Source organism: Amycolatopsis sp. NBC_01286 (assembly GCF_035982555.1).
Lineage (GTDB): Bacteria > Actinomycetota > Actinomycetes > Mycobacteriales > Pseudonocardiaceae > Amycolatopsis.
Genome location: NZ_CP108428.1, coordinates 5,219,361 through 5,245,817 on the forward strand (window position 1 = coordinate 5,219,361; position 26,457 = coordinate 5,245,817).

Consider the following 26,457-nt stretch of genomic DNA (forward strand, 5'->3'; position numbering starts at 1 on the left):
CCTTCAGGAGGGATCCAGTGGGGTGTCGATCAGGAGGGTGAGCTCGCGGACCAGCACGTCCGTGCGGTCGCCGTCGCGGCCGCCGAGCGGGGCGAGGAGCCGGTCGAGCAGGGCGCTGACCGTGCTGATCGCCGGCCGCACGATCTCGCGGCCGTGGCCGGTGAGGGTCAGCCGGACGGTCCGGGTGTCGGCGGGGTCGCGGGTGCGGGCGATGAGCCCGTCGGCGTCGAGGGCGCGGGCCAGCTTCGAGACGTAGAGCGCCTCGAGCCCGGTCTGGTCGGCCAGCTCGCGCTGGCTCGGCGGCCGACCCGTGCGCTCCAGGCCGTACAGCGACGCCATCAGCACGTACTGGGCGTGCGTCAGCCCCAGCGGTGCCAGCGCGCGGTCGACGGCCACGCGCCACTTCATGGACAGCCGCCAGACGAGGTAACCCGGCGTCGCGCCGTTCGATGTGCTGCTCACGGTCGATACAGTACATGGCTACTAAATACATGGCTACTATTTTGGCCGAGTCAGCCCCGGGGGAGGCGCGGGTGCGGTCAGGCGGCCAGTTCGCGGATCCGGGCCATCGCCCGCCGGACTTCGGCGAAGCCGGTGGTCAGCGGGCTGAGCCCGAGGCGGATGCCGTCGGGCCGGCGGAAGTCGATGATGACGCCGTGCTCGATGAGCAGCGCCGAGAGCCGTTCGGCGTCCGGGTGGCGGAGGGTGACGTGCCCGCCGCGCCGGTCGTCGTCGCGGGGCGAGGCGATGGTGAACCCGAGCGGCACGAGCCAGTCGTCGGCGAGGTCGAGCACCCACCGGCCCAGCTCGGCGGCCTTGGCGCGCACGCGCGTGATCCCGGCTTCGGCCAGTAGCGCGACGCCTTCCCGGACGCCGATCATGCCCAGCACCGGCGGGGTGCCGGACAGCGCGCGGCGGATGCCCGGCGCCGGCTCGTAGTGCGCCGCCATGGCGAAGGTGTCGGCCGCGCCGATCCAGCCGGTGATCGGCTGGCCGAAGGCGTCCTGGTGCCGGGCGGCGACGTAGAGGAACGCGGGCGCGCCGGGTCCGGCGTTGAGGAACTTGTACGTGCAGCCGACCGCGAAGTCGGCGCCCGCGGCGTCCAGCTCGACCGGGAGGCACCCGACGCTGTGGCAGAGGTCCCAGACGACGAGCGCGCCGTGCTCGTGCGCCAGCCGGGTGATCCCGGCCAGGTCGGCGATCGCCGCGGAGCGGTAGTCCACATGGGACAGCACGACCGCCGCGGTGCGCGGGCCGACGACGGCCGCGACCTGCTCGGCGCCGAAGCCGGCCCACGGGTCGGCGTCGATCCACCGCACGGTCAGGCCCAGCTCGGCGGCGATGCTCTCGACGAGGAACCGGTCGGTGGGGAAGTTCGCGGTGTCCGTGACGAGCTCGTCACGGCCCGGCCGCAGCGCGACGGCGGCCCGGATCGTCTTGTAGAGGCACACGGACGTCGAATCGGCGACGATCGCCTGCCCGGGCGCGGCGCCGAGCGCGACCCGGCCCAGCTCGTCCCCGATTTCTTCAGGCAGCGTGAGCCAGCGCTCGCCCCACGACCGGATGAGCCGCGAACCCCACTCCTGGACGACGACTTCCTGCAGCCGCTCCGCCGTGGCGAGCAGGGGACGGCCGAGCGAGTTCCCGTCGAGGTAGGCGACGACGCCGGGGTCCGAGATCGGCACGAACCGGGCCCGGAACGCGGCCAGCTCGTCGGCGGCGTCCAGTGCCTCGGCGCGCTCGAGGGAGGTGTCGGCGGCGGTCAGTTCCCCTGCTCCTTGCCGTTTTCCTTGACGCGCTCGGCCTCCTTGCGCACCTCGGCCTGGGTGGCGCGCTCGTGCTCCAGCCACGCGGGGCTTTCCGTCTTCAGCGCGTCGATCTGCTCCGTGGTGAGCGCGTCGGTGACACCGCCGCGCGCGAGGCCGCCGATGGACACGCCCAGCTTCGCCGCGACGACCTGCCGCGGGTGCGGGCCGGTGCGGCGCAGCTCGCGCAGCCACTCCGGCGGGTCGGTCTGCAGCGCGTTCAGCTCGTCGCGCGAGACGACGCCCTCCTGGAACTCCGGGGGCGTGGCTTCGAGGTACACACCCAGTTTCTTCGCCGCTGTCGCGGGCTTCATCGTCTGGGTGGTCTTGTGCGACGTCATGCCGTCCAGGGTAGCCAGCGCCCGACCGGTAACCTGACCCGGTGACCGGCCCGGACGTTCCCGCCTCCTTCCGGCTCGCGTACGTCCCGGGAGCGACACCCGCCAAGTGGGTGCGGACCTGGGCCGAGCGGGTCCCCGAAGTGCCGCTGCAGCTGGTGCCCGTCGCCGCGGCGGACGCCACCGCCCTCGTGCGCGAGCACGGCGCCGACGCGGCCCTGCTGCGCTCGCCGCTGGACCGCGACGGCCTGCACGCGATCCCGCTCTACACCGAGACGACGGTCGTTCTCGTCCCCAAGGACCACGTGGTCGCGGCGGCCGACGAAGTGTCCACAGCGGACTTGGCGGACGACGTCGTGCTGCACCCCCTCGATGACACGATCGAGTGGGATTCGCTCCCGGGTCGCCCGGCCGTGGACCGCCCGGAAACGACGGCGGACGCGATCGAACTGGTGGCAGCGGGCGTCGGGGTGCTGGTCGTCCCGCAGTCGCTCGCGCGGCTGCACCACCGCCGCGACCTCACCTACCGGCCGGTGGCGGACGCGCCGCAGTCGAGCGTGGCGCTGTCGTGGCTCGAAGACGAGACGAGCGACCTGATGGAGCAGTTCATCGGCATCGTCCGCGGCCGCACGGTCAACAGCACGCGCGGCCGCTCAGCCGCACCGGCACCGGCACCGGCTCCCGCCGAGCGGAAGCCGCCGGCCCGCAAGCCCGCCGGCGGGAAGTCCGCGGGCGGGAAGCCGGGAGCCGGTCGACGCGGTGGCGGAGTGGCGAAGCGCGGCAAGCCGCGTCGCCGGTCCTAGCGTCTAGTTCGTCTCGCAGACGCAGTTGCCGTTCACGCGGTCCTGGAGGTCGGGGTCGTCGAACCAGTGGCCGTCCTCGCCGAGGTAGCGGAACTGGAGCACGGTGCCCGGCACCACCTCGACCGACGTCGAGCGGCGGCCGTTCGAGCGCGGCAGCAGGTGGTGGCGGCCGGGGGTCCAGTCGTTGAACGACCCCACCACGCTCACCCGCCCCGGCGGCGCGCCGATCGGCAGGCTGAAGGTGACGCGCTTGGCGCCGGCGGGACTCTTGCTGATCTTGATCACTCGTCGGTGGCCCTTTCACGGGACGGTCAGGAGGGCGTGCTCGACGTTGAGCGCGCTCATGATCGCACACCTGTGACGATTCGGTCACGAAGAGTGCTCAAAAGGGGGACGACGCCGCTCAACGGTGCGCCACCGACCGGGTGGACTCGCCGCGATCCATGATCATCTTGCTGTCTTTCGCGGCTTCCGGTGCAAAACTGGCTGCCGTGACCATCACCGTTGATCGTCTCGTCAAGGACCCGTGTGCCTGGCTCAGCGCCGCGACTCGCGAGCTCGCCGACGCGCCACCGGCCGACACGCGAGCGGTGCTCCTGACGGTGTGGGACGGGCTGGCCGCCGCGCGGCTGGCCGGCCTGCACGCCGCCACGGCGTCGCCCGGCTGGCAGGTGCGGCAGCGCTGCGCCGAAGCGGTCGAGTTCGACCTCGCCGTGCAGCTGGCCCGGGACTGCACCGTCGCACCCGGCCTGGCCGTCCCGGCCCGGCTGCCCGGAGCCGCGGTCGCCTGGACGACGGAGCGGGCCGACGCCGCCGTCGCGACGATCATCCGCTTCTGCCGCACGGCCGAGCGCGTCCTGCGCCGGGCCGGCGAGCTGCGCCCGGTGTGGGAGGACAGCCTCCTCGGCCCGGTCGCGCTGACCCGCTGGCTGGGCGACTGCTGGGTGGGCCGGCACACGTGCTGCCCGCTGCGGCTCCCGGCACCGCCGCCACCGTGGTGGCGCTGAGACGTCGAGGCGTGTCCGTCAGGGGAAGGCGGGACCGGCGGGAGCCGGCGCCGGCGAGAGGAGCATCGGGTGAGACTGGCCGACGCGACCCGGTCGTCCCTGCGTGAGCTGCTGATAGCTGAACTGGCCGCCGCCGGCACCCGGGCCCGCGACGCGGGTTGCCCACCCGAGGTCCTGGCCGAACTGCTCGACGTCCGCTCAGGATCGCTGACCGAGGACAGCCGGAGCCGGGATCGTGAGTGACGGCGTTCCGGGTCTGCCGTGGCTTGTCGTGAGTGGTGAGGGCGGTTCTAACCCGACTTACCACTCACGACCGGCGCTGGGGAGGTCGGCGAGGGTGGCGGGCAGCCGGGTTCGAATCGTGAGTGGCGGCGTTCCGGGTCTGCCGCGGCTTGTCGTGAGTGGCAAAGAGGGTTCTAACCCTCATTACCACTCACGACCGGGGCTGGAGTGGTCAGCGGTCGAGGACGGCCAGGGCCGTGGCGACGATCCGTGCAAGGCGCGCGTCGTCGGCGAGGGCGGTGGACAGCCAGTCGTCGCGGGTGGAACCGTTGTGCGGCAAGCGGTCCAGCGTGGCCGGGGCGGCCGTGCCGAACACCACCCGCACGACCGCCGTGATCGCGACCGCCGGGTCCTGGCCGCGGGCGAGGCGGGCCTCGATCGCCCGCAGCGCCTGCTCGGCGAGGCCGGTGAGCCGGGCGTCGTCGACCTCGTGCGGGCGCACCAGCTCCAGTGCGGTGAGCTCGGACGAGCTGTCCGCCGGCATCGGCGCGACCGGGGCGCGCTTGTGGCCGAGCGGCCGCTCGACGTGCTCGGCGTACCACTTCGGCCGGGTCCGCATGGCCGCCAGCACGGTCCGCACCTCGCGGTCGAGCGTCTCGCGGTGGTCCTGGCCGGCCGGCGGCTCCCCGGTGACCTCGGCGCGGCGCGCGGCCCAGCCGGCCAGCGGCCACAGCTCGCCGCCCGCGGTCGTCGGCACGCCGGCCCAGAGCAGGATCCGCACGGCCAGCTCGCCCAGCCACGGGTCGCCGCCGAGGGCGTCGCCCAGCCAGGCCGGGAGCCGGGGTCGTTGCAGGGCCCCGATTTCGCCGCGCCGGCGCCGGTGCGCGTCGACCGTCGCCGGGCTGAGCCGGGTGGCCAGCCAGCCCTCCAGGTTCTGGATCGGGTCCGTCGCGCGCCGCAACGCGTGCTCCACCACGGCTTCGACGTCGTCGTGGAAGCCGTCGAGGCAGTCCGGCCGCATCCATTCGAGCCCGCGGAGGCAGTCCGGGTGCCGGCGCTGCAGTTCCAGCGGCTTCGTGATCCGCGCGAACACCAGCGGCCAGGTCACGGTGTAGACGGCTCCGCGCAGCCGGGCGAGGTCGCGGGGCGGCGCGGCCGAAGCCGACCGGGCCAGCCGCCCGGCGCGCGCCAGCTCGCGGACCCCGGCGACGTCGGCCGGGCGGATCGGGTGCGTGGTGCCGGGCAAGCGTTCCTCCAGATGCCTCGCGCGAATACGCCGACAGGGCAAATGGTCGGCCCCTCGGGGGAGGGGAAAAGGTCGGCGCCAGGCCGAGTTCCGGGCCGACTGGCCAGCAACTGGCCACCGGGTGAATCACCTGATCGGTGGAGCGAATACGTCCGATCGCGCGGAAGTCCGCGTGCCACAATCGGTTTCCGATGGCACACGACGGCGGGTTGAGCCGCGAACTGACCACGCTGCGGCGGGGCTGGGGCCTGGAGACCGAGGGCCTGCTCAGCCGGGTCGGCCCGCTGATCTCCGGCTGGTGCGAGCTGCACCGCGCGAAGAACGACCGGGAGGCGCGGCGCGTCCTGCGGGCCGCGATCGAGTCCGCGATCGAGGAGTTCCCCCTGGAAGACCGCCTCGCGGTCACCATCGCGCTGTGCATCGAGCCGGGCGCGCAGCACTCGCTGCTCAGCGACCGGGTCGCGGTCCTGATGGAGCGGCTGCAGGTCGCCGAGCGCACCGCCCGCCGGCGGATCGACCGGGCCTGCGCCCGGCTGGCCGCCGAGATCGAGGCGAGCACGCACCCCGAGCGCGGGGAGCAGGACCCGGACAAGGGCTGGTTCGTCAAGCGGCTCACCGCCGTCGTCCGGCTGGACACCCCGGTGCCGACGCTGATCGAGGAACGCCTGATCGTCGCGACCCGCGACGGCCTGAGCCGCATCTCCGCGCAGTTCACGGTGCCCCGCGTCGAGGACGGCACCGACGCCGAGCGCGACGTGACCGCCGACGCCCAGTTCGGCGTCCGCCTCGGCGAGCCGATCCGCCAGGGCCAGCGGCACTTTCGTTGGCTGCTCGACCTGCCGAGGCCCCTCGGCGCCGGCGAGGACCACACGTATTCGCTGGAGTACCAGGTGCGTGACGGCCGTCCGATCCGCCCGTCGTACGCGTTCGTGCCGCTGGTGACGTGCGAGTCGTTCACGGTCCGGGTCCGCTTCGACCCGGACCACCTGCCCCGCGCGGTCTGGCGCCTGGACAAGGTGCCGACCTCGGTCCTGTCCGACCCGCCGCAGCCGGGCGAGTCCTTGCCGCTCGACGGCACGGCCGAGGTGGTGCAGGACTTCGCGGCGCCCCAGCTGGGTTACGCGTACGGCGTCCAGTGGCTGGCGGACGCGTAACGGGCCGCGGACCGGCGACGACCCTGGGTGCGTCGTTCACCAGGGGAGGCCCAGCATGGGAAACAGAGCACGGATCGCTTTCGCGGCACTGGCCGGCGCTTCGGCGGTGACGGCGGGCGCGGTGGTCTTCGCGGGCGCGTCCGCGGCCGTCGGCCCGGCGCCCGCGCCGATCGTCCAGGCGGCGCAGGCCACCTGCGTCACCGACGGCAACGGTTTCTGCACGGTCACCCACGGCCTCGGCAAGGTGCCGGAGGCGGTCGTGGTTTCGCCGAACACGCCGAGCGCGTTCAACGCGTTCACGCTCAACACGGTGCTGGGCTCGTACACGGCGACGACGTTCCAGGTGCGCGCGATGTTCACTCAGACGACGCCGAAGACGTTCGGCCAGATCTGGTTCACCTACGCGGCTTACGGCGCTGCGGCGACGACACCGACCACGACGCCGAAGACGACCACTCCGCCACCGGAGACGACGACGCCGGTTACGACGACAACGCCTCCGCCCACTACCACCACTTCTCCGCGAACCGATCCGCCGACGGATACCACCACTCCGGCGGGCGGTGGCGGCTGAACCGGGTCGCGGAATCCGCGGCGAAACCCTTGCCCGGCAACGGCTTCAGCGCGGCCAGGGTGACGGTTTGTCCCGCAGCTCGTCGGCGAAGATGGCGTCCACCCGTGAACCCGCCCGGGACAGCACCCGGGCGGCCGTGCGGATCCCGTAGCCCAGCGCGAACAGGAGCAGGAGTGCCAGGCCGATGGCCGCGGAGTTCGCCACGAGCGCCTCCCGGTACTGGTGCGCGAGGTAGCCGAGGCCGGCGCCGGCGGTCACGGCGTCGAGCAACGCCAGCCGGAACAGCTGTGCCGGTGCGGCTCGCAGTGCGGTGGTCATCGTTCACCTCCCGCCGGGCCGTTCGGCGGCAACGTCCTTGCAACTTAGACGAGCGTGCTCCGGTCGGCAGCCACGACAACCTGTTTGGCCTACCGGGTGGGCCCGGATGGCCGCTGTGATAACTTGAAACGAACTGGGTCTTCTTTGCATTTGTGAATCCCCGAGCCGCCTGCGCGCACCGGGGTCAGGGGGCGGTAGCTCAGTTGGTTAGAGCAGGGGACTCATAATCCCTTGGCCGCGGGTTCGAGCCCCGCCCGCCCCACTCGGTCGTGGGCGAGGTCCGCTCGCGCGGCACACTCGCCGTCCCGCGGATTCCCGCCGGCGTGCACCCATCGTGCATCGATTTCCGTTGCGCTCTCGGCATTTCCCGCCGGAACCCCGGGCCCGGCCGGAACACACTCGGCCAGACCCGGGCACCCGTCAGCGACGCGCCGACGCCGAAACCGCGGTGATGGCCGCCTCGTCCCGGGAGCCGGCCACGGCCGCGTGGGGCAAGGGATTCCCGTCGTTGACGCACCCGGGCACGTCCGCCACCGACGAGCAGTTGCGCGGCCGGTTGCCCGTCACCGTGGCGCCGTCGGCCAGCGTCACCCGGGCGTCCAGCGTGTAGACGCCGCCGGCGTCGGCGGCCAGCGGCGAGTAGCCCGCCCCCGGTTCGCCCGCGGTGTTGTCCGTGACGCTCCCGCCGTCGAAGGTGAGTGCGTCGTAGAACAGGCCGAGCCCGCCGCCGTTGCCGCCGTAACCCGCCCAGCCGACGTATCCGCCCGCGCCCGGGACGCCCGCGTCGCCGCCGCGGCCCGCGTGGTTTCCGCTCAGCTCGGTCGTCGTGACGACCGGGTTCAGGTGCTCACCCTGGCGGGTGGACACGAACAGTCCGCCACCCGAGCCGCCGCTGCCCCCGGCTCCGGAACCGGTGCCCGGGCCACCCGTTCCGCCCGGGCCGCCCACCCCGGCGGTGTTGCCCGTGACGGTGCTGCCGGTGATCCGCAGGACCGTGCCGACGGAGGTGTAGAGGCCGCCGCCGAACCCGCCCGAGCCGCCGTCGCCGCCGGTGGCCGTCCCGGTCGCGTCGCCGCCCCGGCCGCCGTCGCCGGTGGTGTTGCCGGTGATCTCGCTGCCGGTGATGGTCAGGGGAGCGGTCGTGCTCCCGATGTAGGAGGAGATCCCGCCGCCGAAGCCGGCCAGTCCGCCGCGGCCGGGCGAGGCGCCGTCGACGCCGCGCCCGCCCGAGCCGGACGTGTTGCCGGTGACCGTGCTGCCGGTGATGCTCAGCGGCCCCCAGTTCTCGATGGCGCCCCGCTTTCGCCCGGGTTCCCGCGCCCGTCGCTGCCGGCGCCGACGCCGTCGGGCGCGTGGCCGCCGGTGAGCGTGACGTCGATGAGGGTCAGGTCGCCCCAGTTGGCGATGAGCCGGAACTGCGGCGCGCCGGTGGCCCGGCGGATCGTCGCGTGGTTGCCCTGGACGGTGAGCTTCCCGCGGACGGACGGCAGCCCCGCCGCCCAGGCGGTGTCCGCCACGGCGGTGAGCGCGTAGTCGCAGCCCGGTGCCAGCGACAGCGTGTCCGCGTCGGGGGTGGTGCTCGCCGCGGCGACCGCCTGGACCAGCGCGGCCGCGTCGCAGGGAACGGCGGTTTCGGCGGCCTGCGCCGGCGGTGCGACCAGGGCGAGCGCGCCGAGCGCGGTCACCACGGTGGCTCTTCTTCGGAGTTTCGTGCCTGTCATCGGAGTCCCCTCGTCGCCGGATGCGCGCGAGGGAGCCGGGCAGCACGAAGAAGCCCCCGGATCGTGCCTCCCCCGCACGACGAACATCAACAGTAGGGCTCGCGGTGATCCTGTGTCACCGGGTTTCCGCTGAGCGGGACCGTCCACAGTGGAGCGTCAGGCGACCCGGCACCAGACGGTGCTGATCCGCCCCGCGTGGCTCAGCTCGATCGGGTCGAGCCGCACCTGCGTGCCGCCCGGGTGCTCGAACAGCCGGACGCCGTCGCCGAGCAGGACCGGCACCACGTGCACCAGCACCTCGTCGAGCAACCCGGCGTCCAGGCACCGCCGGGCCAGCGTCGGGCCGAGCAGCGCGATGTAACCGTCACCGGCGGCCTTCGACGCCGTCGCGACGGCGGCCCCGAGGTCCTCGACAAAGGTGAAGCCCGGCTGGGCCGTCGCCGGGTCGTCGCGCGTGAGCACGAACTTCGGGCCCTGCCAGCGGCCGCCGTAGACCTCGCCCTCGGCCGACGTCGCCGGGGCGTAGGTGCGGTGGCCCAGCAGGACCGCCCCGATCTCGCCGAGCAGCCGCTCGACGACCGGGTTCGGCCCGGTGGCCTGCCCCGCGAGCCAGGACATGTCGTCGGCGGGCCCGGCGACGAAGCCGTCGAGGGACATCGTGATGTGGTAGAGCAGCTTGGCCATGGACGTGCCTTTCGGTGGAGGTTCACCTCTACTGACCGGCGCGGTCCGGAAAACTCATCGCTCAGGCGGCGACGAGCTCCTCGGCGTCCGAAGCGTCCCGGGCGTAGCGGCGCGCCATCGTCGCGCAGACGATCAGCTGCAGCTGGTGGAACAGCATCAGCGGCAGCACGATCAGCCCGACCTGCGCGTGCCCGAACAGCACCGTCGCCATCGGCAGGCCGCTCGCCAGGCTCTTCTTCGACCCGCAGAAGACGATGGTGATCCGGTCGGCGCGGGCGAACCCGAGCACCTTCGCGCCCCACCCGGTCGCCGTCAGCACCGCCGCGAGCACGACGACGCAGACCGCCGCGAGCACCAGCAGGTGACCGGCGTCGAGGCGGTGCCAGATGCCCTCGGTCATGCCCGCGCTGAACGCCGTGTAGACGACCAGCAGGATCGAGCCGCGGTCGAACAGCTTCAGCGGCGCGGAGTTCCGCGTGATCCAGTCGCCGATCCAGCGCCGCGCCAGCTGCCCGGCGACGAACGGCGCGAGCAGCTGCAGCACGATCCCGAGCACGGCCGAGCCGTCGACGCCCGCGCCGTCCCCGGACAGCAGCAGCGCCACCAGGATCGGCGTCAGCACGATGCCGGCCAGGTTGGACAGCGACGCGCTGCAGATCGCGGCCGCGACGTTGCCCCGCGCGATCGAGGTGAACGCGATCGAGGACTGCACCGTCGAGGGCAGCACGGCCAGGAACAGCACGCCGGCGGCGAGCTGCCCGGGCAGCACCGACGACGGCAGCAGCGTGACGGCCAGGCCGAGCAGCGGGAACAGCACGAACGTCGAGGCGAGCACGACCGAGTGCAGCCGCCAGTGCCGCAGGCCTTCGAGGGCCTCCTGCGTGGACAGCCGGGCGCCGTAGAGGAAGAACAGCAGCCCGACGGCGACCGTCGTGGCGGTGCTGAACCCACTGGCCACGGCGCCCGAAGCGGGCAGCAGCGTGGCGACGCCGACGGTGGCGAGGATGGCGACGATGAACGGGTCGAGACGCAAGCGGGACATGGATCTCCTTCCACGACCATTCTCGGACGCGCGCCGCTCATTGTGAACCCCGATGACCGGACTGACTGTTATCGCCGATCGCGATAGAGTGGGCCGGTGCTGGACCCACGGCTGTGCCGGTCGTTCCTCGCCGTCGCCGAGACGCGCAGCTTCACGGCGGCCGCGCGCCGGCTCGGCGTCGGCCAGCCGACGGTCAGCCAGCACGTCCGCCGGCTCGAGAAGGACGCCGGCGGGCTGCTGTTCGCCCGCGACACCCACACGGTCGAGCTCACCGCGCGCGGGCAGGCGATGGTGGGGTTCGCGCAGACCATCGTGGACACCGAAGAGCGCGCGCAGCGGCACTTCCGCGGCGCCGGGCTGCGCGGACGCGTCCGGTTCGGGGTGTCCGAGGACTTCGCGCTCGGCGAGCTGCCGGAGATCCTGCACCGGCTGCGCCGCAGTCACCCGCTGGTCGACGTCGAGCTGACCGTCGAGCTCTCGGACGTCCTGGCGCAGCGGCTGCGGGCCGGGCAGCTGGACCTGGTCCTCGGGAAACGCCGTCCGGGCGCGCACCACGGCCGGCTGCTGTGGCGCGAACCGCTCGTGTGGATCGGCTCGGCCGCGACGGTGCTGGAGCCGGGCCAGCCGGTGCCGCTGGTGCAGTACCCGATGCCGTCGATCACCCGGCAGCTCGCCGTGGAGTGCCTCGAACGCGCCGGCCTGGAGTGGCGGGCGGCGTGCCAGACCTCGAGCCTCACCGGCCTGCGGGCCGCGGCGGCGGCCGGGCTCGGCGTCACCCTGCACGCGCGCAGCCTCGTCCCGGCCGACCTCGTCGAGCTCGACGGCCTGCCCGAGCCCGGCGACATCGAGTTCATGCTGCTGGCGCGGGAGTCGATGGAGGAACCCGCCGCCGCGCTCGCCGAGTTCGTCCTCGACCGGGTCGGACCCAGGAAACCCGACTGATCACGCTTCGTCGCCGTTCAGCAGCCGCCGCAGCCGGGCCAGTGCCCGGTGCTGGGCGACGCGGACCGCGCCCGGCGTCGAGCCGACCGCGCCCGCCGTCTCCTCCGCGGACAGCCCCACGACCACCCGCAGCACGACGATCTCGCGCTGCTTCTCGGGCAGGATCTCCATCAGCCGGGTGAGCCGCTCGTTGAGCTCGAACTGCAGGGCCCGCTGCTCCGGGCCGGCGGTGTCGGCGACGCCGTCGGGCACCTCGGCCACCGGGTCGGTCCGGTTGCGGGCCGCGGCGCGGTGCGCGTCGGCGACCTTGTGCTGGGCGATGCCGTAGACGAAGGCCAGGAACGGGCGGCCCTGGTCGCGGTAGGACGGCAGCGCGGTGAGCACGGCGAGGCAGACCTCCTGGGCGACGTCGTCGGCCGAGGCGAAGGTCCGCTCGGTGCGCCCGACGCGGGCCCGGCAGTAGCGCACCACCAGCGGCCGGATCGTGGCGAGCAGCCGCGCGGTCGCGGCGTCGTCGCCGGCGATCGCGGCGGCGACCGGTTCGTCGTGCCGGCGCCAGTGGTCCGGGAAGTCCCCGGCGGGTTGCGCCGCGGCGATCTCCCGCACGAGCGCGCGGCCGCGCACCCGCAGCAGGGTGCCCTCCACGTCGAGGCCGACGCGCAGCGAGTCGTGCAGCGCGGCGTTGGACTCCCGCAGCTGCTCGGTGATCGCGCGATCCCCGTACTCGGTTGCCGGCATTTCAGCTCACCTTCCCCTGTCCCGCTGATCGTCGGGTGGTGCGGCCCGGTGACGCCGGAGGCGTTCCCGTACGTGGCGGAGGTTGGACCGGACGGTCGCCGGGTCGACCCGGAGCGCCTGCGCGATCTCCGCCGGGGTGAACCCGTCGAGCGACCACGCGAGGACCGTCCGCTGCCGGCCGGGGAGCGTCGCGAGCAGCTCGATGAGGTCGCCGTGCTGCTCCACCAGAGCGGCCAGCTTCTCGTCGTCCCGCGGGTCGGCGACCGGTGCCCAGTCGACGCGCGCTTCCCCCGGCGCGTCGAGCAGCCGGCCGGCGACGCGGCGGACCCAGGCCCGCGGGTCCTCGATGGTCGGCCACGCCTCCAGCGCGTGCAGCATCGCCTCGGCGGCGACGTCACGCGCGGTTTCGACCTCGAACCCGGCCTTGCACAGGAACGCCACGAGTGGCGGGAAATCGGCGCGGAAGAACGCGTCGAACTCGTCTCGACCGCACACGGCCGCCTCACCACCCCTCGCCTCCACAGGAACAAGTGCGGTGAGGTGACCGCTACGTGTAACGATTCGGCCACGACTCCTCGGTAGGAGTAATGCGGTACGCCGTCCGGGTCACGCAAAGTGATGGGTTGGCCCGACGATCTTGGGTACCCGGGCGGGATGAGCCACGGAGAGCGAAGCCGACAGCAACTGGCCACGCGTCCCGGTTCGCGCCGGAGACGCACCCGCGAACGGTGACTTCCGGTCACCGGCCGGCGACCGCGCGTCCCGGTGCGCGGTCCGCCGCGGCCGAGCCGGGAATCCTTGCCGGACCGGCAAACCCGGCGCCGGCGACCAGGTCCGCGCGTGGTCGCGCAAGGGGACGCGCCGAGACCGATGCCGTCGATCGGGTGACGTGATCGACATCGAGATCCCCGGAAGAAAGGCGTACTCTCACGTGTTGCAGTCTTGGTTGCCCGGAGGGTGAGCCGGGGACCGACGCCAAAACCCCTTGACCCAGGCGGATACGCTTGCGCGCCCGCGGCGGTCAAGTCGGTTGACGCGTCACGACAATGGGAAACAAGCAGAGCTAGGGAGGTGAACGAAGGAAATGGAAGCCACGATGACGGGCTGGGCGGAACTCGCGGCCTGCAAGGACGAGGACCCGGAACTGTTCTTCCCGATCTCCGAGGTCGGTCCGGGCGCCCGGCAGACGTCCCACGCGAAGGCGGTGTGCGGTCGCTGCCCGGTACGCGCCGAGTGCCTCGGCTACGCGCTGGACAACGGCCTGGACCACGGCGTCTTCGGCGGCACCACCGCGGTCGAACGCCGCCGGCTGGTGCGCACGGCGCCCCAGCGGGACCGAGTGGCGTGACCGCCGCCCGGTGACCTCTTCCCGGCGGCCTGGAGCGAAACACCGAAACCGGAGAACGAATTCCGGGCGTGTGTGTGCCCGGGTGGGTGACCCTTGTGGAATCACCCACCCGGGCATTTCCATTGCCTGATGTGGGTGACGCATTCTTCGAGTGTTATCGGCCGCGTTTCCGAGTACTTTCCGCATCCCGCGAGTCCCGTCCTCACTCACGCGAGTCACGTCTTCACTCACGTGAGTCACGGCGTCGATCACGCGGGTCACGGCTTCGATCACGCCGGACCCGCGTACGTGCTCAGTGCGGCGGGGGCGTGCCGTCCGCGGGCCAGACGTCCGGCAGGCCCCACGGCTCCGCCGACGGCGGCTCGAACGCCGCCATCGCCGCCACCAGGCCGCGTTCGATCGTCAGGAGCGTCACGCCGAACCAGCGGTAGCCGTCCTCGCCCGGGCGTCGCAGGTAGGTGGCCACCGCGGGCTGGCGGTTGGCGCGGATCGGCAGCATCCGGAACCGGCCAATGCACGTCGGCGCCGCCGGGTCCATGCTGAGCGACAGCGCCCGGACGATCGCGGCGCGCGAGGCGAACCACAGCGGGTACGGCGGCATGACGGCCTGGGCGTCCTCGTGCAGCAGCTTCGCCACGGCGCTCGGGTCGCCCTGCTCGTACGCGGCGATGAACCGCTTGAGCAGCGCGGCTTCCGCCGCCGTCGGATCACCCGCGGTCCACTCGGAACGGCGCGCGGGCAGCCGCTCACGCAGCGTCGTGCGGGCCCGCTGCAGCGCGCTGTTCGCCGACGCGACGCTCGTCTCCAGCAGCGACGCCGTCTCCTTCGCCGACCAGCCGAGCACGTCGCGCAGCACGAGCACCGCCCGCTGCCGCGGCGGCAGGTACTGCACGGCGGCGAGGTAGGCCAGCTCGATCGTCTCCCGCTCGACCACGACGGCGTCCGGTGTCTCGAGGTCGAGCAGCCGGTCCGGACAGGGCTCGAGCCACGGCTGGTCGACGGCGGCGAGCGGCCCGTCCGGCTCCCCGGACGGCCCCAGTTGGTCGGGCAGCACCCGCCGCGGCTGCCGGGCGAGCGCGTCGAGACAGGCGTTCGTCGCGATCCGGTAGAGCCAGGTGCGCACGCTCGCGCGCCCCTCGAACCCGTCGCGGCCCTTCCACGCCCGCAGGAAGGTCTCCTGCGTCAGGTCTTCGGCATCCCCGAGCGAGCCGAGCATCCGGTAGCAGTGCACCTGGATCTCCCGCCGGTGCCGCTCGACGACGCGCTCGAAGTCCCCGCTCATCCCCGGCACGCTAGCGCACCGCAGGTCAGAGACCGAGGATTCGCGCCGCCGAGCTAAACCGCTGCGGTCTCCTCGTCCGCCAGCCGTTCCAGGCCGCTCTGGGTCTTGAGGGGCAGGTGCTTGAGGAACGCCACCGCGACGACCACCAGCAGCGCGATCGGTGCCGCGATCAGGAACAGGTCGCTGGTCGCCGTGCCGTAGGCCTCGCGGATCACCTTGGCCACCGGCTCCGGCAGCGTGGCCAGGTTCGGCACCGTCTCCGAACTGCCGCCGCCCGGCAGCGGGCCGAGGCCCGCGGTGATCAGCGCGGTCACCCGGTCGGCCAGCACCGCGCCCAGCGCGCTCACCCCGATCGAGCCGCCCAGGCTGCGGAAGAACGACAGCGTGGACGTCGCCGAGCCGAGGTCGTGCGCGGGGACGTCGTTCTGGGCCACCAGCACCAGGTTCTGCATCAGCATGCCGACGCCGGTGCCGAGAACCAGCATGAACAGGCTGAGCACGACCACGCTCGTGTGCGCGTCGATCGTGCCGAGCAGCCCGAGCCCGGCCGTCAGCAGGATCGCGCCGATGACCAGGTGCGCCTTCCACTTGCCGGTCCGGCTGATCAGCTGGCCCGACACCGTCGAGGAGATCAGCAGGCCGAAGATCATCGGCAGGCTCATCAGCCCGGCCACCGTCGGCGACTTGCCCAGCGCCAGCTGGAAGTACTGCGACAGGAACACCGTGCCGCCGAACATCGCGACGCCGACCAGGAAGCTGGCCACCGTGGTCAGGGTGATCGTGCGGTTGCGGAACAGGCCCAGCGGCAGGATCGGCTCGCGCACCCGCGACTCGACGAACACCGCCAGCGCCAGCACGACCAGGCCGGTGGTCACCAGCACGGCGGTCGGCCAGGAGCCCCAGGCGAACTGGTGCCCGGCCAGCGACGACCAGACCAGCAGCGTCGACACCCCGGCCATGATCAGGAACGCGCCGAGGTAGTCGACCTTGACGTCCCGGCGGATCGTCGGCAGCTTCAACGTCCGCTGCAGCAACAGGATCGCGGCGACGGCGAACGGGACGCCGAGGAAGAAGCACCAGCGCCAGCCGAGCCACGACGTGTCGACCATGACGCCGCCGATCAGCGGGCCGGCGACGGTGCCGACGGCGAAGACGCCGCCGAAGATCCCGGAGAACTTGCCCAGCTCGCGCGGGGAGACGATGGCCGCCATGATCACCTGCGCGAGCGCGGTGAGCCCGCCGCCGCCGATGCCCTGGGCGACGCGGCTGGCGATCAGCACCTCGATGTTGCCGGCGAACCCGGCCACGAGCGAGCCGACCACGAACAGCGCCAGCGAGGCCTGGATCAGCAGCTTCTTGTTGTAGAGGTCGGAAAGCTTGCCCCACAACGGAACCGTGGCCGTCATCGCCAGCAGCTCGGTGGTGACCACCCACGTGTAGGACGACTGCGAGCCGCCCAGCTCGCTGACGATCCGCGGCAGCGCGTTGGCCACCACGGTCGAGGCGAGGATGGCCACGAAGATGCCCATCATCAGCCCGGACATGGCTTCGAGCACCTGTCTGCGGTTCATCGGGCCGGACGTCGTCGTCTGCGGCGGGTCGGCGGTCGTGGACACGGGTGTCCCCCCTGGGTGTCGGACGCGGACCGGGTCAGCGGGTCCGCTGCGGGTCGGGCAGGCCGGCGGCGATGCTCGCCACGGCCTCGTCGAACAGGGCCGAGACGGTCTCTTCGCCGCCTCGTTCGCGCCACCGCAGCATCGCGGCGTTCATCGCGCCACCGACCACGGCCAGCAGCAGCGAGGGGTACAGGTCGCCCGGGTCGCAGCCGGCACGCCGGGCGATCGCCGCGGTCAGCGGCTCGGCCTGCTGGGCGTTCATCGTCACGGCCCGGTGGAACAGGGCCGGGTTCTGCTTCACCGCGGTCATCCGCGCCAGCCACTCCCGCGGGTTCGCCCCGACGTCGGCGACCTCCTCGCGCATGACGGTGACCAGTGCGTCCAAAGTGGACACTTCGGCCGGCTGGGCGAGGAACCGCCCGATGGCGCGTTCGGTGCGTTCGAGGTGGTCCGGGTAGGCGATCACGACGGCGTCCTCTTTGGACGCGAAGTAGTTGAAGAAGGTGCGGACCGAGACGCCGGCCGTCGCGGCGATGTCCTCCACCGTGACCGCGTCGAGGCCGCGCTCGGCGACGAGCTCGACGGCGGCGACGGCCAGCGCGCGGTGCGTCTCGTACTTCTTGCGCTCACGCAGGCCGGGTGGTGGGGGCACGTCGACCACGTTAGCGGAACTTGCACGTCATGCAAAGTTGCATTTCGTGCACCGACCTGCCTCCGCAGGCGGCGGCCGCGGCTGGGAGACTGCCGGGGTGAGCGGAACGGTGCTGGTGCTCGGCGGACGCAGTGAGATCGGGCTGGCCGTGGCGAAACGCCTGGTCAGCGGGGACACGCGACGGTTCGTCCTGGCCGCGCGGCCGGGCGCGGACCTCGCCGGGGAGGTCGCCGCGCTGCGTGAAGCCGGCGCCGAAACCGTCGAAACCGCGGACTTCGACGCCGACGACCTCGCCGCGCACGGCGCATTCCTGGAGAAGGTCGCCGCCGACCACGGGCCGCTGGACGTCGTCGTGCTCGCCTTCGGCATCCTCGGCGACCAGGAGCGGGCCGAGTCCGACGCCGCCCACGCCGCCGCGATCGTCCACACCGACTACGTCGCGCAGGTCGGCGTCCTGACCCACGCCGCGAACCTCCTGCGCGCGCAGGGCCGCGGCCGGCTCGTCGTGTTCTCCTCGGTGGCCGGGGTGCGGGTGCGCCGCGCGAACTACGTCTACGGCTCGGCGAAGGCCGGTCTCGACGGCTTCGCGAGCGGCCTCGCCGACGCGCTGCACGGCTCCGGCGTCCACCTGCTGCTGGTCCGCCCGGGCTTCGTGATCGGGCGGATGACCGAGGGCATGGCGCCGGCGCCGTTCTCGAGCACGCCGGACCAGGTCGCCGACGCGACCGTCGCCGCGCTGCGCCGCGGCCGCGGGGTCGTCTGGGTGCCCGGCGTACTCCGTCCGGTCTTCTTCGCGATGCGCTTGCTGCCGCGCGCGATCTGGCGCCGGATGCCGCGGTGACCCGCTAGCCGGGACGCGTGTGTCGGGCGCCACAGCCCATTCCCGTGCGCGCTCCGGCACGGTGCGTCGCGAAATCGGCCGATGGGCCCGGTTTTGCTCGGCCGTTCGGGCAGCGTCACAAGCTTTCAACAAGTTTCTCAGGTAATTCCCAGCTAACGCGGTGATCCTCGAACACAGGGGGTTCCATCGAGGGAAGCAAGGGGAAACTTGTCGTGCTGTTGTCGTCCCGGGGGCGCCGCATCGGCGGCCGAGTCGCGCTCGGCGTCGTGTCGACGCTGGTGCTCGCGGCCACCGGGTACGCGTGGTCGCAGCTGAGCAAGCTGGACGACGGCATCGTCACGGCGAACGTCATCCCACCCGCCGCGCAGATCGACGGTGACACTGTCGCAAATGGCGAACCGCTGAAGATCGCCCAGAACATCCTGCTCGTCGGGATCGACGCCCGCACCGACGCCTACGGCAACCCGTTGCCGCAGAGCGTTCTCGACGCTCTGCACGCGGGCAGCGGCGACGACGGCGGGGACACCACGGACACGATGATCGTGGTGCACATCCCGGCCGGCGGCGCCGCGGCGACCGCGATCTCGATCCCGCGTGACTCCTATGTGGACATCGCGGGCGGCTACGGCAAGCACAAGATCAACTCGGCCTACAGCCGCGGCAAGAACGCCGCGATGTCCGGGTTGCGCGCCCAGGGCCTCTCGGGCGCGCAGCTGGAGGTGGCGGCGAACGAGGCCGGCGCGAAGACCGCGATCCAGACCGTCGAGAAGTTCACCGGCCTGACCGTCAACCACTACGCGTCGATCAACCTCGCCGGGTTCGACGCGCTGTCGCAGGCCGTCGGCGGCGTCGAGGTCTGCCTCAAGGCGCCGGTGCACGACACCTACTCCGGCGCGGACTTCCCGGCCGGGCCGCAGACGCTGTCCGGCGCCCAGGCGCTCGCGTTCGTCCGGCAGCGCCACGGGCTGCTCAACGGCGACCTCGACCGGATCGCGCGGCAGCAGGCGTTCCTGTCCGCGATGGCGAAGACCGTCCTCAACGCCGGCACGTTCACCAGCCCGTCGAAGCTGAACGCGCTGGTCAGCGCGGTGCAGGGCTCGGTCGTCCTGGACAAGGGGTGGGACGTCCTGAGCTTCGCGCAGCAGCTGCGGGGGATGACGTCGGGCGCGATCGGCTTCGCCACGATCCCGGTGCAGAGCCTCTCGCTGGCGACGCCGTCCGACGGCGACGCGGTGAAGGTCGACCCGGGCCAGGTCCAGCAGTTCGTCCGCACGGCGATCAGCACGCCGGCGGTGCAGGCGTCCGGTGACGAGGTGGCGGGCGGCGTCAAGCCGGTGGCCGCGACCGGCACGTCGACGCCGGACCCGGGCAAGACGCCGGACACCTCGGGCACCACGAAGCAGCCGGCGACCTCGACGGCCGCCGGCTGCGTGAACTGAGCGATCAGACGAACGCGGACTGCCCGGTGATCGCCTTGCCGACGATCAGGGTGTTCATCTCGCGCGTGCCCTCGAAGGAGTAGATCGCCTCGGCGTCGGCGAAGAAGCGTGCGACGTCGTAGCCGAGCACGATCCCGTTGCCGCCGAAGATCTCGCGGCTCCAGGCGACGACCTCGCGCATCCGCGACGTCACGAACGCCTTGGCCAGCGACGAGTGCTCGTCCTTGAAGATCCCGGCGTCCTGCAGGCGGGCGAGCTGCACGAGCATGCCCCACGACGCGGTGATGTTCCCGAGGCTCTTCACGAGCAGGTCCTGCACCAGCTGGAAGCGGGCGATCGGCCGGCCGAACTGCTGCCGCTCCTGCGCGTAGGCGAGCGCGGCTTCGTAGGCGCCGATCGCCACGCCGAGCGCCTGCCACGCGACGCCGCCGCGGGTGGCGCGCAGGATCTCCGCGACGTCGCGGAAGGAGTTGATGCCCTGCAGGCGGTTCGCCTCCGGCACGCGGACGTCGGTCAGGGTGATCTCGGCGTTCTCGACGATCCGGAACGCGATCTTGCCCTCGATCTTCTCCGCCACGAAGCCCGGCATGTCCTTCTCGACGACAAACCCCTTGACGTGGTTGTCGTCGACGTCGCGCGCCCACACGACGATGTAGTCGGCGAAGGTCGCGTTGCCGATCCACTTCTTGGCGCCGTTGAGGATCCAGGCGTCGCCGTCCCGCTTGGCCGTGGTGCGCATGCCGCCCGCGACGTCGGAACCGCCGAGCGGCTCGGTCATCGCGAACGCGCCGATCTTGTCCATCGCGGCCATCTCGGGGAGCCAGCGGTCACGCTGCTCCTGGCTGCCGCCGCTGTAGATCGAGTACATCGCGAGTCCGTTGTGGACACCGAAGAACGTCGCGATCGACGCGTCCGTGCGGCTCATCTCCATCGCCATCATGCCGGTGAGCAGGTGGCTGACCGCGGGCTTGTGCGTGCCGTACCCCTCGTAGGGCAGGCCCGCGAGACCGCTCTCGCGGAACATCCCGATCAGCTCCTTCGGGAAGGTGCCCTTCTCCCAGTTCTCGTTCACCAGCGGCTTGACGTCGTTCCGCATGAACTCGCGCGCACTCACGAGCAGCTTGCGCTCGTCGTCCGGCAGCAGCGCCTCGAAGTCGTAGAAATCAGCGGTCAGCTTGTCCTTGAGCGGTTCCATGTCAGTTCTCCTCCACTGCGTGCAAAACGGCGAGCTGCTTGCGGTCGCGCGTCTCGGCGAGTTCCGAGTACGTGGAGGAGCCGTAAGCCTTTTCGACGGCTTCGATCAGCCGTTCCTGCTCTTCGGGACTCTGGCTGGGATTGCCCAGCCCGGCCCACATCTGCTTCATCGACTTGCCGATGTGCTCGGACATGTGCCGGTAGCCACCGGGGCCGCCGCCCAGGTGCGAGCCGAGGAACGGCCCGACCGTGGCCCAGCGGATGCCGAGCGAATTCGTGATCACCTTGTCGAGGTCCTCCGGCGTCACGACGCCCTGCTCGACGAGGTAGATCGCCTCGCGGCTCAGCGCGTTCTGCAGCCGGTTGCCGACGAAGCCGGGCATTTCCTGGTGTTCCACGACCGGCGTCCGGCCGAGGAAGGTGTAGAAGTCGACGGCCTGCTGCACGGATTCGTCGCTGGTGCGCTCGCCCGGGACGACCTCGACCAGCGGGAGCAGGTGCGGCGGGTTGAACGGGTGTCCGATGAGGACCCTGGACGCGTCTCCCAGGTCGCCGGTGAACGCCGTCGAGGGGATGGCGCTCGACGAGCTCAGCAGCAACGCGTGCTGCGGGGCCTCCTTCACGAGCGTCGCGAACAGGTCCTTTTTGAACTCGACGTTCTCAGGTCCGTTCTCCTGCACGACATCCGCGTCCTTCACGGCTTCGGCGACGTCGGCGGCGATGTGCACCCGGCTCGCCAGTTCGCCGGCGGTCGTGCCCAGGTGCGGGGCGAACGTCTCGAGTGCGTCGGTGATGGCGTCGGCGAGGTCCGGTCGCGGGTCGCTGACGCGGACGGTCAGGCCGTGGTGGGCGAACAGCGCCGTCCAGGACAGGCCGATGGTGCCGGCGCCGATGATTGCCGCGTTCTTCATGATTGGGCTCCCTTGAGGTAGTCGAAGACCGGCTTGACCGGAGCGAGCGTCAGGTCGGTGAGGATGTGGCTGGCGGACACGACCTCCAGCACGGGCAGGTCGGCGAGCGGGGCCAGGACGTGCTGGAACAGCTGCAGCCGCGCGGGGCCGGTGTGGGCCTGCTTGACCACGACGTCGGTGATCTCGGTGCGGACCAGCTCCTGCACGCGCGGCGTGCCGTCGTAGTCCGGGATGGTCTTGAGCATGAACGTCGGGACGGTGATCTGCTTCTCCGCTTCGCGGACGTCCAGCTCGTGGTGCTTGTAGCCCATGGTCGCGGTCGCCACCCGGAGCGTCCCGTAGTCCAGCGTGCCCACCAGGACGCCGTTGTCGACATACAGACTCGGGCTGCCGACCGTCTTCGGGTACGCGCTCACCTCGCGCCCGGACGCCGTCGCCGGGAAGTTGTCGAGGTACATCGCGTGCAGGTACTCGCCGCGCTCGCCGTCGAAGCTGACCTCGATCGCCTGGCCGGACTCGGTGTACGGGCCGTAGCCGGAGACGTCGCCCATCTTCATGACCTCGAAGCGCACCAACGGTTCTTCGACCTGAAGCGGCTCCGGCACGACGGCGCGCAGGGCGCCGGCGTCGGTCCGGTAGACGATGTTCAGGTACTCGCGATTGGTGAACCTCGGGACCACGGGCGCGAACGCCGGGGCGGTCAGGGGAGTCGTCACGTGCTTGCGGACTTCGTCGATCTTCATGTCACTCACCGGTCCACTTCGGAGCGCGGCGCTCGGCGAAGGCGGTCATGCCCTCGCGGACGTCGGCGGACTGCATCAGTTTCTTGATTTCTTCGCCCTGCACGGCCGCGGGATCCGCGGCTCGCACGATCTTCTTGACGGCGGCGAGCGCCAGCGGCGCGTTCTCCGCCAGCTTCTCGGCCAGCTGCAGCGCGACGGCGGCGGCGTCGCCGCTCGGGGTGACGCGATTGACCAGGCCCAGCTCGCCGGCGCGGCGGCCGGTGACGGGCTCGCCGGTGAGCAGGAACTCCATCGCCAGGTGGTGCGGGATCCGCTTCGGCAGCCGGATCACGCCGCCACCGGCGGCGATCAGGCCACGCTTCACTTCAGGGAGGCCGAACTTGGCGTCTTCGGCGGCGACGATCAGGTCGCAGCCCAGGGCCAGTTCGAACCCGCCGCCCATGGCGAACCCTTCGACGGCGGCGATCAGCGGCTTGGTCAGCTCGGCCTCGGTGAGACCGCCGAACCCGCGTCCCGGGATCTCCGGCGACTCGCCCTTCAACGCGGCCTTGAGGTCCATGCCGGCGCTGAAGGTGTTCTCGGCGCCGGTGAGGACGCCCGCCCGCAGCGCCGGGTCGGCTTCCAGCTCGTCCAGCGCGGCGGCCAGCCCGGCGGCGACGGCGGCGTTGACCGCGTTGCGGGCCTGCGGCCGGTCGATCGTGATCAGCAGGGTGCTGCCGATCCGCTCGGTGCGTACTTCGGTGTTGCTCATGACTTCACACTCCCTTGACGCCACTTTCGCCGTGAAAGTGTTCCGGAGTTACGGCCTCCGGATCACTTTCGCCGGGAAAGTGCGAGTGGTTCAGACCAGTTCCGCGAGGACTTCGGCGGTGTCCTGGCCGGCCAGCGGGGCCAGGCGGCGGATCGAGCCGGGCGTCGCGGAGAACTTCACCGGGATGCCGACCGTGCGGATGGTGCCCTCGCTCGGGTGCTCGACGGCGTCGAGCAGGTGGCCGTCGCGGACGTACGGGTCCTCGTGCGCCCGGTCCAGCTCCAGCACCGGCGCCATCGGGATGCTGTGCTTCGCGCAGACCTCGGCCCACTCCTCGGTGGTCAGCGCCGGGGCGCACGCGGCGATCTGCTGGGTCAGCCACTCGTTGTCGGCGCGGTCGATGGCCTCGCCGTTGACACGCGGGTCCGCGGCCAGCTCCGGGCGGCCCGCCGCGGCGAAGAAGTCGCGGAAGTTCTTGGGGTTGTAGGGGATCACGCAGGCGAGGCCGTCCTTGGTGGGGACCGCGGCGTGACCCTTCGTCATCGACAGCGCGAAGCCGGTGGGACCCTCGGCCGGCTCGTAGGTGTGCCCGGCGAGGTGCTCGACCAGGTTGAAGGCGAGCAGCGTGTCCGTCATCGGGATCTCGATCTGCTGGCCCTGGCCGGTCCTGTCGCGGTGGACCAGCGCGGCGAGCACGCTGTAGGCGATGGTCAGCGACGACACCTTGTCGCCGATGATCGTCGGCAGGTAGACGGGCTTGCCCAGAGCGCGGTTCGCGACGTCGACCAGGCCGGAGGAGGCCTGCACGGTCTCGTCGTAGGCGGCGTTGCCGGCCTGCGCGGAGTCGCCGCGGAAGCCCTGCGCGTGGGCGTAGACCAGGCGGGGGTTGCGTTCGGCGACGTCGGCGTAGTTCAGCCCGAGGCGGGCCAGCGCGCCGGGGCGCATGTTGGTGATCAGGATGTCGGCCGTGTCGATCAGCTTCAGCGCCTGCTCGCGCTCGGCGTCGTCCTTCAGGTCGAGGGCCACGCTGCGCTTGTTGCGGTTGACGTTCAGGTTCAGCGGGGTCATGCCCGGCGTGGTGCGGTACTGGCCCACCCGCACGGTGTCCGCGGGGGACTCGATCTTGATCACGTCGGCGCCCAGGTCACCGAGGATCTGGGCCGCGTACGGGCCCATGACCACGGTCGAGAGGTCGATCACGCGCACGCCGTCCAGCGGGCCGGCGGCGGTCGGGGTGATGTCCGTCATCATTCGTCCTTTCGCGCCTTGCTTCGTTGCTCTACTTACGAAGCTAGGCGCGATGACGATGAAAGGGAATGATCATGATGCGCACAATGGTGTGACCGCGGCGGTCATACCATTGTGGTTTAGGTGGCGATCGGTTCCTTGAAGACGTCTTTCGCGGCTTCGACGAGTTCCCGCAGGTCGCCGTCGGCGCGGTCGCGGCGCCAGAGCAGGCCGGTGTCCAGCTGGGGCCGGAAGTCGGTGAACGGCAGCACGATGACGTTGTCGAGGCGGTAACCGTGCATCGGGCTCCGGTCGTCCAGCATGGAAATGGAAAAGGCTTCGCCGCTGGAAATGATTTCGGACGTTCCGCCGTAACCGGTGTTGGTCAGGCGAATGCGGTTCTTGACGCCCAATTCACTCAACTGGTGGTCGAGCTGGTCGAAATACGCGGGCGTGATGTCCCCGGGTGAGGCGACGTACGGGAATTCGGCCAGCTCGGCCAGCGTCACCGAGTCCCGCCCGGCGAACATGTCGGCCGGGACGACCGCGCCGAGCCGCTCCGACATCACCGGCAGCTGCTCCAGGGCCGGATCGGTGACCGGCAGCCGGGCGAGGGTGAGCGCTAGCTTCCCGTCGTGCACGCCCTGCACGAGGTCGGCGGTGGTGCCGGGCCAGCGCTTGACCTCGTAGCGCGCCTTGACCAGCTCGGCGAGGGCGTTGACGCGGTCCCGCAGGTCCGGGTGCACCCCGGCGGGCATGCCGAGGAAGATGGTGCTGCGCTGCGGCCGCGTTGCCTCCTTCAGTTTCCAGGGAATCGCGCCGACCTGCTCGAGGACGTCCCGCGCGAGCGGCAGCAGGGCGGTCCCGGCGGCGGTGAGCGTGACGTGGTGGGTGCTGCGGTCGAACAGCTGCTGGCCCAGTTCGTGTTCGAGGTCCTTGATCCGCTGGCTCAACGGGGACGCGGCCATGTGCAGCTTCCGAGCCGCGGCCGAGAAGTTCAGCTCCTCGGCGACCGCGACGAAGTAGCGCAGGTGCAGCATCTCCATCCCCAGACCCTAACGACCCACGCCGTCACCCCTCCCATCACGTGCCACGCCCCCAACCACACGAGATCCCCCTCCAATCACGCGAGTCACGCGCCCAATCACGCGAGATACGTCTTCAATCACGCGAGTCACGCGTCGGATCACGCGAACCGACCCTCCAGGCACGCGAGCCGACCGTCTAGGTACGCGAGCCGACCCTCTGGGTACGCGAACCGACTGTCCAGGTACGCGAGTTCGCCGTCCCGGTACGCGTTCAGTCGGCCGACGCGCCGCGGCGGACCAGGGCGAGCAGCCGGGCGGGCTCACCGCCGGAGAGGGCGATGCCGGTCGCGAGCAGGAGGAGGTCCAGCTCGGTGACGTCGGGGGTGACGGCGCCGGCGGCCCGGGCGCGGCCGAGCAGGGCGGCGGCGGTCGTGTTCATCGCGGCGTGCCAGCCGGCGAACAGGCTCTCGTGCTCGCCCGCGGGATCGGCAAGCGACAGCGCGAGGGCGCGCTTCGTCCGGACGTGCTCGACGAACAGCCCGAGCCACGCGAAGAGCGCTTCGCCGGGGTCGTCCGCGTCGAGGTCCGCGCGGCTTCGCAGCTCCGCGACTTCGTCGGCGTACACCGCGACGACCAGTTCACGCCGGTTCGGGAAGTGCCGGTACATCGTCGCGTTGCCGACGCCGGCGCGGCGGGCGACGCGGTCGAGCGGCGCGTCCGGCCCGTCCTCGGCGAAGACGTCCTTCGCGGCGGCGAGCAGCAGCGCCTGGTTGTCCCGCGCGTCCGACCTGCGGGCCCGTGCCGTCATGCTGCTCCCTTGCCAAGTGGGGA

31 protein-coding genes and 1 tRNA gene are annotated in these 26,457 nt (G+C 71.8%); 10 read left to right on the forward strand and 22 right to left on the reverse strand.

Translation table 11 applies throughout. The features are described 5' to 3' along the window. Positions 1 to 3: 3 nt before the first annotated feature. The 3 genes from OG570_RS25040 to OG570_RS25050 all read right to left on the reverse strand — a co-directional run bounded on the left by OG570_RS25040 (position 4) and on the right by OG570_RS25050 (position 2,146). Positions 4 to 462, reverse strand: a complete 459-nt coding sequence (locus OG570_RS25040) for a MarR family winged helix-turn-helix transcriptional regulator (protein ID WP_326943122.1) — start codon at positions 460 to 462, stop codon at positions 4 to 6. Positions 463 to 539: 77 nt separating this feature from the next. Next, on the reverse strand, positions 540 to 1,766 hold the full coding sequence (locus OG570_RS25045; RefSeq protein WP_326960146.1) for a kynureninase: 1,227 nt from the start codon (positions 1,764 to 1,766) through the stop codon (positions 540 to 542). Next, positions 1,763 to 2,146, reverse strand: coding sequence for a DUF5997 family protein (locus OG570_RS25050; RefSeq protein WP_326959701.1), 384 nt, complete (start codon positions 2,144 to 2,146; stop codon positions 1,763 to 1,765). The genes OG570_RS25045 and OG570_RS25050 overlap by 4 nt, the downstream gene beginning before the upstream one ends. 41 nt (positions 2,147 to 2,187) lie before the next feature. Here OG570_RS25050 and OG570_RS25055 point away from each other — a divergent pair, with 41 nt between their 5' ends. After that, positions 2,188 to 2,946 carry a LysR substrate-binding domain-containing protein gene (locus tag OG570_RS25055; protein WP_326959703.1) on the forward strand — a complete coding sequence of 253 codons (759 nt, stop codon included), beginning with the start codon at positions 2,188 to 2,190 and terminating at the stop codon, positions 2,944 to 2,946. A 3-nt stretch (positions 2,947 to 2,949) separates the two neighbouring features. Here the strand turns inward: OG570_RS25055 and OG570_RS25060 are convergent, their stop codons facing one another. Continuing rightward, a complete protein-coding gene (locus tag OG570_RS25060; protein ID WP_326943119.1) occupies positions 2,950 to 3,231 on the reverse strand; it encodes an isoamylase in 282 nt (93 codons plus the stop codon). Positions 3,232 to 3,437: 206 nt separating this feature from the next. Here OG570_RS25060 and OG570_RS25065 point away from each other — a divergent pair, with 206 nt between their 5' ends. Together OG570_RS25065 and OG570_RS25070 are read left to right on the forward strand one after the other, a co-directional pair. Continuing rightward, entirely contained in the window at positions 3,438 to 3,953 is a 516-nt protein-coding gene (locus OG570_RS25065; protein ID WP_247054820.1) for a hypothetical protein, read from the forward strand. A gap of 69 nt (positions 3,954 to 4,022) precedes the next feature. Further along, positions 4,023 to 4,196: a hypothetical protein gene (locus OG570_RS25070; RefSeq protein WP_326959705.1), complete on the forward strand. Its 174-nt coding sequence runs from the start codon at positions 4,023 to 4,025 to the stop codon at positions 4,194 to 4,196. Between the two features lie 211 nt (positions 4,197 to 4,407). On the opposite strand, the gene OG570_RS25075 is transcribed toward OG570_RS25070, so the two are convergent. Beyond that, positions 4,408 to 5,421, reverse strand: coding sequence for a hypothetical protein (locus OG570_RS25075; protein WP_326943117.1), 1,014 nt, complete (start codon positions 5,419 to 5,421; stop codon positions 4,408 to 4,410). A 191-nt stretch (positions 5,422 to 5,612) separates the two neighbouring features. Between OG570_RS25075 and OG570_RS25080 the strand changes: the two genes are divergently transcribed. Together OG570_RS25080 and OG570_RS25085 are read left to right on the forward strand one after the other, a co-directional pair. Further along, positions 5,613 to 6,575 carry a hypothetical protein gene (locus OG570_RS25080; RefSeq protein ID WP_326959707.1) on the forward strand — a complete coding sequence of 321 codons (963 nt, stop codon included), beginning with the start codon at positions 5,613 to 5,615 and terminating at the stop codon, positions 6,573 to 6,575. Positions 6,576 to 6,630: 55 nt separating this feature from the next. After that, the gene (locus OG570_RS25085; RefSeq protein ID WP_326959709.1) at positions 6,631 to 7,149 is read left to right on the forward strand and encodes a hypothetical protein; all 519 of its coding nucleotides are present in this window, start codon (positions 6,631 to 6,633) and stop codon (positions 7,147 to 7,149) included. 45 nt (positions 7,150 to 7,194) lie between these two features. Here the strand turns inward: OG570_RS25085 and OG570_RS25090 are convergent, their stop codons facing one another. Then, positions 7,195 to 7,467, reverse strand: a complete 273-nt coding sequence (locus OG570_RS25090) for a hypothetical protein (protein ID WP_326943114.1) — start codon at positions 7,465 to 7,467, stop codon at positions 7,195 to 7,197. A gap of 188 nt (positions 7,468 to 7,655) precedes the next feature. Here OG570_RS25090 and OG570_RS25095 point away from each other — a divergent pair. Next, positions 7,656 to 7,729 (forward strand) — tRNA-Ile (locus OG570_RS25095). 158 nt (positions 7,730 to 7,887) lie between these two features. Here OG570_RS25095 and OG570_RS25100 read toward each other — a convergent pair. The 4 genes from OG570_RS25100 to OG570_RS25115 form a co-directional block, all read right to left on the reverse strand. Further along, the gene (locus OG570_RS25100; RefSeq protein WP_326959711.1) at positions 7,888 to 8,334 is read right to left on the reverse strand and encodes a hypothetical protein; all 447 of its coding nucleotides are present in this window, start codon (positions 8,332 to 8,334) and stop codon (positions 7,888 to 7,890) included. A 401-nt stretch (positions 8,335 to 8,735) separates the two neighbouring features. Then, positions 8,736 to 9,188 carry a hypothetical protein gene (locus OG570_RS25105; protein WP_326959713.1) on the reverse strand — a complete coding sequence of 151 codons (453 nt, stop codon included), beginning with the start codon at positions 9,186 to 9,188 and terminating at the stop codon, positions 8,736 to 8,738. Between the two features lie 156 nt (positions 9,189 to 9,344). Next, a complete protein-coding gene (locus OG570_RS25110; protein ID WP_326959715.1) occupies positions 9,345 to 9,872 on the reverse strand; it encodes a dihydrofolate reductase family protein in 528 nt (175 codons plus the stop codon). A 61-nt stretch (positions 9,873 to 9,933) separates the two neighbouring features. Beyond that, a complete protein-coding gene (locus OG570_RS25115) occupies positions 9,934 to 10,914 on the reverse strand; it encodes a bile acid:sodium symporter family protein (RefSeq protein WP_326959717.1) in 981 nt (326 codons plus the stop codon). Positions 10,915 to 11,010: 96 nt separating this feature from the next. Here OG570_RS25115 and OG570_RS25120 point away from each other — a divergent pair, with 96 nt between their 5' ends. Next, positions 11,011 to 11,856, forward strand: a complete 846-nt coding sequence (locus tag OG570_RS25120; protein ID WP_326943110.1) for a LysR family transcriptional regulator — start codon at positions 11,011 to 11,013, stop codon at positions 11,854 to 11,856. Here OG570_RS25120 and shbA read toward each other — a convergent pair whose 3' ends face one another. Then, complete coding sequence (shbA, locus tag OG570_RS25125; RefSeq protein ID WP_326951605.1) at positions 11,857 to 12,453, reverse strand: RNA polymerase sigma factor ShbA; 597 nt, start codon at positions 12,451 to 12,453, stop codon at positions 11,857 to 11,859. Positions 12,454 to 12,600: 147 nt separating this feature from the next. Further along, entirely contained in the window at positions 12,601 to 13,089 is a 489-nt protein-coding gene (locus OG570_RS25130; RefSeq protein WP_247054805.1) for an RNA polymerase sigma factor, read from the reverse strand. 589 nt (positions 13,090 to 13,678) lie between these two features. Between OG570_RS25130 and OG570_RS25135 the strand changes: the two genes are divergently transcribed. Beyond that, positions 13,679 to 13,942: a WhiB family transcriptional regulator gene (locus OG570_RS25135; protein ID WP_247054803.1), complete on the forward strand. Its 264-nt coding sequence runs from the start codon at positions 13,679 to 13,681 to the stop codon at positions 13,940 to 13,942. A gap of 292 nt (positions 13,943 to 14,234) precedes the next feature. Here the strand turns inward: OG570_RS25135 and OG570_RS25140 are convergent, their stop codons facing one another. From OG570_RS25140 to OG570_RS25150, 3 genes are all read right to left on the reverse strand, one after another. Further along, positions 14,235 to 15,224 (reverse strand): RNA polymerase subunit sigma-70, encoded by a 990-nt coding sequence (locus tag OG570_RS25140; protein WP_326959719.1) that lies wholly within the window; start codon positions 15,222 to 15,224, stop codon positions 14,235 to 14,237. 53 nt (positions 15,225 to 15,277) lie between these two features. Beyond that, entirely contained in the window at positions 15,278 to 16,795 is a 1,518-nt protein-coding gene (locus OG570_RS25145) for an MDR family MFS transporter (protein ID WP_326960147.1), read from the reverse strand. Positions 16,796 to 16,874: 79 nt separating this feature from the next. Next, entirely contained in the window at positions 16,875 to 17,492 is a 618-nt protein-coding gene (locus OG570_RS25150; RefSeq protein ID WP_326959721.1) for a TetR/AcrR family transcriptional regulator, read from the reverse strand. Between the two features lie 97 nt (positions 17,493 to 17,589). Between OG570_RS25150 and OG570_RS25155 the strand changes: the two genes are divergently transcribed. Both OG570_RS25155 and OG570_RS25160 read left to right on the forward strand, forming a co-directional pair. After that, positions 17,590 to 18,333, forward strand: coding sequence for an SDR family NAD(P)-dependent oxidoreductase (locus OG570_RS25155; RefSeq protein ID WP_326959722.1), 744 nt, complete (start codon positions 17,590 to 17,592; stop codon positions 18,331 to 18,333). Positions 18,334 to 18,545: 212 nt separating this feature from the next. Beyond that, entirely contained in the window at positions 18,546 to 19,772 is a 1,227-nt protein-coding gene (locus tag OG570_RS25160) for an LCP family protein (protein ID WP_326959723.1), read from the forward strand. 4 nt (positions 19,773 to 19,776) lie between these two features. On the opposite strand, the gene OG570_RS25165 is transcribed toward OG570_RS25160, so the two are convergent. The 7 genes from OG570_RS25165 to OG570_RS25195 form a co-directional block, all read right to left on the reverse strand. Beyond that, positions 19,777 to 20,967 (reverse strand): acyl-CoA dehydrogenase family protein, encoded by a 1,191-nt coding sequence (locus tag OG570_RS25165; RefSeq protein ID WP_326959724.1) that lies wholly within the window; start codon positions 20,965 to 20,967, stop codon positions 19,777 to 19,779. A gap of 1 nt (position 20,968) precedes the next feature. Then, positions 20,969 to 21,877, reverse strand: coding sequence for a 3-hydroxyacyl-CoA dehydrogenase NAD-binding domain-containing protein (locus OG570_RS25170; protein WP_326959726.1), 909 nt, complete (start codon positions 21,875 to 21,877; stop codon positions 20,969 to 20,971). Further along, complete coding sequence (locus OG570_RS25175; protein WP_326959728.1) at positions 21,874 to 22,620, reverse strand: acetoacetate decarboxylase; 747 nt, start codon at positions 22,618 to 22,620, stop codon at positions 21,874 to 21,876. The genes OG570_RS25170 and OG570_RS25175 overlap by 4 nt, the downstream gene beginning before the upstream one ends. Before the next feature lies 1 nt (position 22,621). Beyond that, the gene (locus tag OG570_RS25180; protein WP_326959730.1) at positions 22,622 to 23,371 is read right to left on the reverse strand and encodes a crotonase/enoyl-CoA hydratase family protein; all 750 of its coding nucleotides are present in this window, start codon (positions 23,369 to 23,371) and stop codon (positions 22,622 to 22,624) included. 90 nt (positions 23,372 to 23,461) lie between these two features. Next, positions 23,462 to 24,619 (reverse strand): CaiB/BaiF CoA transferase family protein, encoded by a 1,158-nt coding sequence (locus OG570_RS25185; protein ID WP_326959731.1) that lies wholly within the window; start codon positions 24,617 to 24,619, stop codon positions 23,462 to 23,464. Between the two features lie 119 nt (positions 24,620 to 24,738). After that, the gene (locus OG570_RS25190; RefSeq protein WP_326959733.1) at positions 24,739 to 25,644 is read right to left on the reverse strand and encodes a LysR family transcriptional regulator; all 906 of its coding nucleotides are present in this window, start codon (positions 25,642 to 25,644) and stop codon (positions 24,739 to 24,741) included. A gap of 253 nt (positions 25,645 to 25,897) precedes the next feature. Then, positions 25,898 to 26,434: a TetR/AcrR family transcriptional regulator gene (locus OG570_RS25195; protein WP_326959735.1), complete on the reverse strand. Its 537-nt coding sequence runs from the start codon at positions 26,432 to 26,434 to the stop codon at positions 25,898 to 25,900. Positions 26,435 to 26,457: the final 23 nt, after the last annotated feature.